This is a genomic window from Mesorhizobium sp. L2C084A000 (assembly GCF_000502875.1).
In the GTDB taxonomy this organism is placed as follows: domain Bacteria; phylum Pseudomonadota; class Alphaproteobacteria; order Rhizobiales; family Rhizobiaceae; genus Mesorhizobium.
Map to the genome: position 1 here is coordinate 1 of NZ_AYWX01000039.1, position 7,161 is coordinate 7,161.

General features: G+C 61.7%; 4 protein-coding genes and 2 pseudogenes. 2 read left to right on the forward strand and 4 right to left on the reverse strand.

From position 1 onward, the window contains the following. Positions 1-71: 71 nt before the first annotated feature. Together X735_RS1000000170175 and X735_RS1000000166990 are read right to left on the reverse strand one after the other, a co-directional pair. Positions 72-308: a putative metallopeptidase gene (locus tag X735_RS1000000170175; protein WP_081735030.1), complete on the reverse strand. Its 237-nt coding sequence runs from the start codon at positions 306-308 to the stop codon at positions 72-74. Then, the gene (locus X735_RS1000000166990) at positions 295-2,094 is read right to left on the reverse strand and encodes a recombinase family protein (protein ID WP_348625612.1); all 1,800 of its coding nucleotides are present in this window, start codon (positions 2,092-2,094) and stop codon (positions 295-297) included. The genes X735_RS1000000170175 and X735_RS1000000166990 overlap by 14 nt, the downstream gene beginning before the upstream one ends. Before the next feature lie 92 nt (positions 2,095-2,186). Here X735_RS1000000166990 and X735_RS135930 point away from each other — a divergent pair. Together X735_RS135930 and X735_RS135925 are read left to right on the forward strand one after the other, a co-directional pair. Continuing rightward, positions 2,187-3,089 (forward strand): annotated as a pseudogene (locus X735_RS135930) (ATP-binding protein); the annotation flags it as partial. 277 nt (positions 3,090-3,366) lie between these two features. After that, the gene (locus X735_RS135925; RefSeq protein WP_023814449.1) at positions 3,367-3,906 is read left to right on the forward strand and encodes a J domain-containing protein; all 540 of its coding nucleotides are present in this window, start codon (positions 3,367-3,369) and stop codon (positions 3,904-3,906) included. 117 nt (positions 3,907-4,023) lie between these two features. On the opposite strand, the gene X735_RS135920 is transcribed toward X735_RS135925, so the two are convergent. Then, positions 4,024-6,192: a malate synthase G gene (locus X735_RS135920; RefSeq protein ID WP_023814450.1), complete on the reverse strand. Its 2,169-nt coding sequence runs from the start codon at positions 6,190-6,192 to the stop codon at positions 4,024-4,026. 98 nt (positions 6,193-6,290) lie between these two features. Next, a pseudogene (locus X735_RS135915) lies at positions 6,291-7,161 on the reverse strand (hydantoinase/oxoprolinase family protein); the annotation flags it as partial.

A 7,161-nucleotide genomic window follows, 5' to 3' on the forward strand; every position in this document is an offset into this window, starting at 1 on the left:
CCATCGAGGCAGCCGAATGCAAGAACTACTTCGAAAACGCAGGCTACGCTTCCGTCAAAATATGAAACGCTCTAGGCCGCTCTCTCAGTCGGCGTCCCGCAGGCCTGTGAGATGCTGACATCGGTGATTTCCGGCCCGCTAACCGCGTTGACGATTGCGCGGACGCTGGAAGCGTCGGCCCGATGCCGCCTTACAACTCCGACGAATTCCTCCACATCATGGCTGCGAATGGCGAAGGCCGGGAGGCCGCTCCTGCGGAACTTCGGCTGATCGGACCTGTCGCGCTCCTGCCATCTAGTGTGCGGGATTCAACCCAAAGAGCGTTTGAAGGTCGCTGCCGCGATCGGTGCCGGCGGGATTTCCTACGGCATCCACAGTGACCTCAGCGATGAAGTCCGTTGGGTCGTCATTGTTCAGCACGATTTTGCGCGAAATGCCGTCGGCTAGAACAACCGTGAAGCTGCGATTATATCGGTTTGCCTCAATGTTGGTTCGTTGGATCACTTCGAGAATGCGCTGACGCTCCGTCGGATCGGTCCTTGCCTGATCGAAGAGCGCTTCCGCCTTCTTCAATCGGGGTTTGGTGCCTTCAATGTCTAATCGCAGGTCGCTGACGATATCGCGCAAGCGGCCGGCAAGCATCGTCCTCTGCGCGAACGCGTCGGGGCCTTCGGTCTCTTGAAGTTGGTCAATCAGCCGGTGCAGCTCATCAGGCGAAATCGACTGCTGTTCGCGGAATTCAGACAGCTGCAGCTCGACGTCGGTGATCTGCACGTCGACTCCGGCTAGATCGTTTTCGCATTCCCTCAGTTTTGCCGACACGAAATCGATCGAAATCGCCTGATTTATAAGGGCGTAGGTTCGCTCCCGTTGAACCTCTAACTGATGACGTTTCTCCTTCAGCGAAGTCAGTCGGTCATCCAAGGCGATTGCTTCCGATTTAGTGGCCGATGCAGCAAGTATTTCACCCAGATCGATCTCCTTGACGTAAAGAAAGAACGACCTCTCAAAATCTTGGTAGCGCCATGGGGTTGAAACGCAATCCAGTCCACGTAATGCCTGACTGCACTTCAGGTATGTTCCGCCTCCCGGTCCAAATCCCTTGTTGAGAAAATGCATAGGCGCGCCGCAGTACCCGCACTTAGCCAAGTGGGTGAACAGGTTGCGCAGCGCTTCTCCCTTACGCCCCCCGCCTTCTATCCGGCGTTTACCCCTGGCGAATTGCGCTCGGAGAAACAGTTCTTCATCGACGATTTGCGGATAATAGCCAGGAATCGGGTCGCCAAACGGTATCCGTTTCCCATTCTGCTTGGTGTGAGGCTGAAACTCACCGAGGACAGCGCGGGTCTGAAGGATCTTGGTGACGTACGACTGCACCCAGCCATTCGACCTACCAAAGGCCGGTATGCCCACGTCGTTCAGCCGTCGCGTGATGACAAACGACCCTTGGCCGCTTGCACTATCTTCGAATATGCGCCTGACGATCTGTGCTCGATCGTCGATCACGCGAAAACTCTTTCGGTCGTCCGATAATTCCAACCAAGCCGGGCACAGTCCGGTCAGTTTCTTGTCGCCGATTGCCCTTCGTTTGGCGCCCCACGCAGCCGACAGACGCTGGCTTTTGATTTCAGATTCCTCGTTTGCACGAGCCATCACAACGATCGACATGATCAGCTGTGCAAACTCAGCTTCCCCGGCTTTGTAGAGCTGGTTGTCCGATAAAGTGACGAGGTTGATACCGTTCGATGTGATATCGAAGAACAGCGCCACCGAGGCATTCAGTTTTTGGCGTGACAGACGGTCAAACGACTCGACAAGCAGGTATGACCCCTTCGGAATCCTGCCTGCTTTGACGGCGTCCAGAAACTTACCAAGCGCGCCTGAGGAGACGTTGTCACCCTTGAAAGCTGAGACGCCAATGTCCTCTAGTCGGAAGTCCTCGACGAGTTGGAGATTGTGATCCTCGGCATATTTCTTCGACCGCTCCGATTGCCTCCGCAAACTGTCGCCTTTCAGCTGGATATCGGTCGACATGCGGACGTAGGAATAAGCGAGCGGCTTTGTCAGGGGAAACCTCCAGATTGGAGGATTAATACTCTACAATGATGTCTATCATCAACCGCCGCCCGCACATTTAATATAACTCACTATCTTGAGAATGTGGGTCATTAAATACTTTAATACGGCACAATATCCTTATGATCGGACCGCCTGGATCGGGCAAATCGATGCTGGCGCAGCGGCTGCCGTCGATCCTGCCGCCGCTGGCGCCGAAGGAATTGCTCGAAGTCTCGATGATCGCCTCGGTGGCGGGGGAACTCGGCGAAGGCAAGCTGACCGACCGGCGGCCGTTCCGCGCGCCGCACCACTCGGCCTCGATGGCGGCGATGGTCGGCGGCGGCATCCGCGCGCGGCCGGGCGAGGTGTCGCTGGCCCATCACGGCGTGCTGTTCCTCGACGAGTTTCCCGAGTTCACGCCGCAGACGCTCGATGCGCTGCGCCAGCCGCTGGAGACCGGCGACTGCATGATCGCGCGGGCCAACCATCGCGTCACCTATCCGGCGCGTATCCAATTGGTGGCGGCGATGAACCCATGCCGCTGCGGCATGGCCGGCGAGCCAGGCTATCGCTGCCTGCGCGGCGAGCGTTGCCGCACCGACTATCAGGCGCGCATTTCGGGCCCGCTGCTCGACCGCATCGATCTCAGGATCGAAGTGCCGGCGGTCTCGGCCAGCGACTTGATCCGGCCCGACCGGGCGGAGAAAAGCGCCGATGTGGCGATGCGCGTGGCACGCGCCCGCACCATCCAGCGCGAACGCTTCGAGCGGCTCGGCGCCACCCGCGCCACCACCAACGCGCATTGCTCACCGTCGATCATCGAGGAAATCGCCATGCCTGACGCCGCCGGCCTGTCGCTGCTCAAGGACGCCAGCGAAAAGCTCGCCTTTTCGGCGCGGGCCTATCACCGTGTGCTGAAGGTGGCACGGACGCTTGCCGATCTCGACGCCAGCGAAACCGTCGGCCGAATCCATCTGGCCGAAGCGATCTCCTACCGCATGAGCTCGGAGCGGATGGCGCAGGCGGCGTAGGTCACTCGCCGCCCGACAAGCCGACCTCGCCACATTGCCTTCCGCGATCACGCCATAACACCGCCTCTGCGAATCGATCATCTCCACGGTGCGGCGGACCTGATTGTCCGCTTGGCCGGCGTCCTCACCACCCAACGGCCTCACCGAGCGGGCGCCGGCCATTTTCTTCCTCTTCCAGAAGCGTGGATGTCATCGACGCCGGACCAAAGTCTTGGTCTCTGCATTGGACATTCCTTATTTAGACAATGCGAATATGGTTGCGGTCGGGGAGCCCGCTATGTTCATTGACTACTACGAAGTTTTGGAAGTTAGCCCGAACGCCAATTCGGAAACGTTGGAGCGCATATTTCGCTATTTTGCGATGCGCTATCATCCAGACAATCGCGAAACCGGCGATGAAGCCCGTTTCAGTGAAATCGTGGAAGCCCACAATACGCTCAAGGATCCGGTCAAACGCGCACAATACGACATCGCGTATAGAGACCATGCCGGCCTTCGCCACGAGCTGGCCGAGGAAGCCAGCAACACCAAAGGCATCGAGCGGGATGTCGTGATCCAGGCCAGGCTGCTGTCGCTGCTTTACGCGAAGCGCCGGCACGACGTCAGCAATCCCGGGATCGGAGATGTGGAGCTCGAACGCTTGTCAGGCTGTCCGCGAGAGCATCTCGAATTTCATCTCTGGTATTTGAAAGCGAAGGGCTGGATAGCAAGAGTGGAAAACGGGACGATCGCGATTACGGTGGAAGGCGTCGATCGGGTCAACTCCGAACACCGTCGCGATCCCACCATCCGGCTCCTGGACCATACGGCTTCCTGACGCCTTGTCTGTGGCCGGAAGCAAATAGCATCCGCCGCACCAGTCGCGGACGCGCCTTCAACGCCGCTGGCGATTTCACCACCGTCGAGCGAAATACGACAAAACCGATCCGTTGCCTCAGGCTTGCTGCGCCTTCAGTTCCAGCCGCCGCGCGTGCAGCACCGGCTCGGTGTAGCCGTTGGGCTGGACGCGGCCCTTGAAGACCAGGTCGCAGGCGGCGAGGAAGGCTATCGACTTGTCAAAGTCGGCCGCCATCGGCTGGTAAAGCGGGTCGCCCTCGTTCTGGCGGTCGACGATGTCAGCCATGCGCTTCATCGTCGCCATCACCTGGTCCTCGCTGCACACGCCGTGGTGCAGCCAGTTGGCGATATGCTGTGAGGAAATACGCAGCGTGGCGCGGTCTTCCATCAGGCCGACATCGTTGATGTCAGGCACTTTCGAGCAGCCGACGCCTTGGTCGATCCAGCGCACGACATAGCCAAGAATGCCCTGCGCGTTGTTGTCGAGTTCCTTCTGGATGTCTTCAGGCGACCAGTTCGGCCGCACCGCGACCGGCACCGACAGGATGTCGTCGAGCTTTGCCTTGGGCCGGTTCTTGAGTGCGGCCTGCACGGCATGGACATCGACCTTGTGGTAGTGCGTGGCATGCAGCGTCGCCGCCGTCGGCGACGGCACCCAGGCGGTGTTGGCGCCAGCCTTGGGGTGGGCGATCTTCTGTTCCAGCATTGCCGCCATCAAATCCGGCATCGCCCACATGCCCTTGCCGATCTGGGCGTGGCCGGCCAAGCCGCATTCCAGCCCGGTGTCGACATTCCACGCCTCGTAGGCGGAAATCCAGGCGGCCTGCTTCATGTCGCCCTTGCGGATCATCGGGCCGGCTTCCATCGAGGTATGGATCTCGTCGCCGGTGCGGTCGAGGAAGCCGGTGTTGATGAACACGACACGCTCTTTTGCGGCGCGGATCGCCTCCTTGAGGTTGACGGTGGTGCGCCGCTCCTCGTCCATGATGCCCATCTTGATGGTATTCTCAGTCATGCCGAGCAGGGCCTCGACGCGGTCGAATATCTCGACGGCGAAAGCGACCTCCTCCGGCCCATGCATCTTGGGTTTCACGACATACATCGAGCCGGCGCGGGAATTGGCGCGGCGGCCGTTCGGCCCTACATCGTGCAGCGCGATCAGCGCCGTCATCGCCGCATCCATGATGCCTTCCGGAACCTCGTTGCCGTCGCGATCCAGTATCGCCGGATTGGTCATGAGGTGGCCGACATTCCTGACCAGCATCAGCGAGCGGCCGGGCACGGTCAGCGTGCCGCCGGCGGGCGCGGTGTAGGAGCGGTCAGGGTTGAGCTTGCGGACAAAACTCTTGCCGCCCTTGGTGATCTCTTCCGTCAGATCGCCCTTCATCAGGCCGAGCCAGTTGCGGTAGACGACGACCTTGTCTGGCGCATCCACCGCCGCGACCGAATCCTCGCAGTCCTGGATGGTGGTCAGCGCCGATTCCAGGATGACATCGGCGATGCCAGCCGGATCGGTGCGGCCGATCTGGTTGTTGCGGTCGATCACGATCTCGATGTGCAGGCCGTTGCGCACAAGCAGCACGGTATCGGGATTGGCGGCATCGCCACGATAGCCGACGAATTGCCTGGGGTCGGCCAGTGTCGTCGAGCCGGCGCCGGCGCTTAGCCGCAGGGCGCCTTGCGCCAATGACAGACCGTTGACCCCGGCCCATTTGCCCGAGGTGAGCGGGGCAGCCTCGTCGAGGAAGGTCTTCGTCCAGGCAACGACCTTGGCGCCGCGCGCCGGATTGAAGGCTTTGCCCTTTTCGGCGCCATCCGTTTCGGGGATGGCATCGGTGCCGTAGAGCGCATCGTAGAGCGAACCCCAGCGCGCATTGGCGGCGTTGAGCGCATAGCGCGCATTCATCACCGGCACGACCAGCTGCGGTCCGGCAACATCAGCGATTTCGGGGTCGACATTGTCGGTCGACACGCTGAAGGGCGGGCCCTCCAGAACGATATAGCCGATCTCTTTCAGGAAGCCCTTGTAGGCCTCCATGTCGACCGGCGCGCCGTGATCGCGATACCAGCCATCTACCTGTTCCTGGATGGCGTTACGCGCTGCCAGCAGCGCCCGGTTCTTCGGCGCCAAATCATGGATGATGGCCGAAAAACCGTTCCAGAAGGCGTCCGCTTCGATCTCCGTGCCCGGCAGCGCTTCCCTGGCCACGAACTCATGCAGCTCGCGGGCAATCCGCAATCCGGCGATCTCGATGCGGTCGGTCATCAGGCTACTCCAGATGAAAGGCTTTGCGGGCCTTTGGCATGTCAGGTTTGCCGGGTCAATTCAGCTTAGGGTGAAGGTGGCGTATTTCGCCGCCCCGCTCAAACCGCAATGCGCGGCCTTCCCGAGGCCACGGCCACGACATGCGCCTCGATGAACATGCGCTGGGCTTCGACGGTCGAGACCCGGAATTCGGTGGCGACGTCGATCTCGGCGCTGTCGGTGCCGGCATCCCTGGCGCGCTCCGCGACGATGGCGCGGACATCGGCCTCGGCCGCCGCGATCGCCGTCGCCTCGTCGAGGAAATCGCGCACGGTCTCGCCCGAGGCGAGACGAAACAGCCCTTCCATGGGCTGGCTGACCCGCGCCTCGGCCGATACCCTGACCTGGCCGACGACGGCGCCGAGCGCGTTGGCGACATCGGTATCCCTGGGCACCACGCAGTCATTGCCGATCAGCGGCGGCAGCCCGGCATAGTGCAGCGGCGCCGAGGCGCCGAGGCCGATGACCGGGCGGTCGAGCGCAACGCTCAGGCGGGCGATGCCGGGATGCGCGTCGACCGCGCGCTGCACCAGGGCGTGCGCCACCGTCGACGCGCCATCGAGCCCATCCTCGGCAAAGGCGGTCTCGAGGATATATTCGGCCGACCAGCGCGTCAGCGTCACCAGCACCCGTTCCGAAATCGCTTCCGGCGAAGCGGCGATGTTCTGGCCACGGCCGTCACGCTTGCGGGCGAACAGTTCGGCGCCGAGGCGCGCGGCGATGGGATCCCAGTTCGCCTGCTTGCCCAGCACATGGGCGGCGTCCGACGGGGTGAAGCCGGCGACATGCACCAGCCCGCGCGACACCAGCCGGTTCAGCGTCGCGTTCTGCGCGTTGGAACTCAAAAGCCTGTCGACGGCGAGCGGCACGGCACCGATCAGCTCGTAGAGCCTGGCTTCGGCGCCGGTCAGGCCGGCGGCGAGCCGGTCC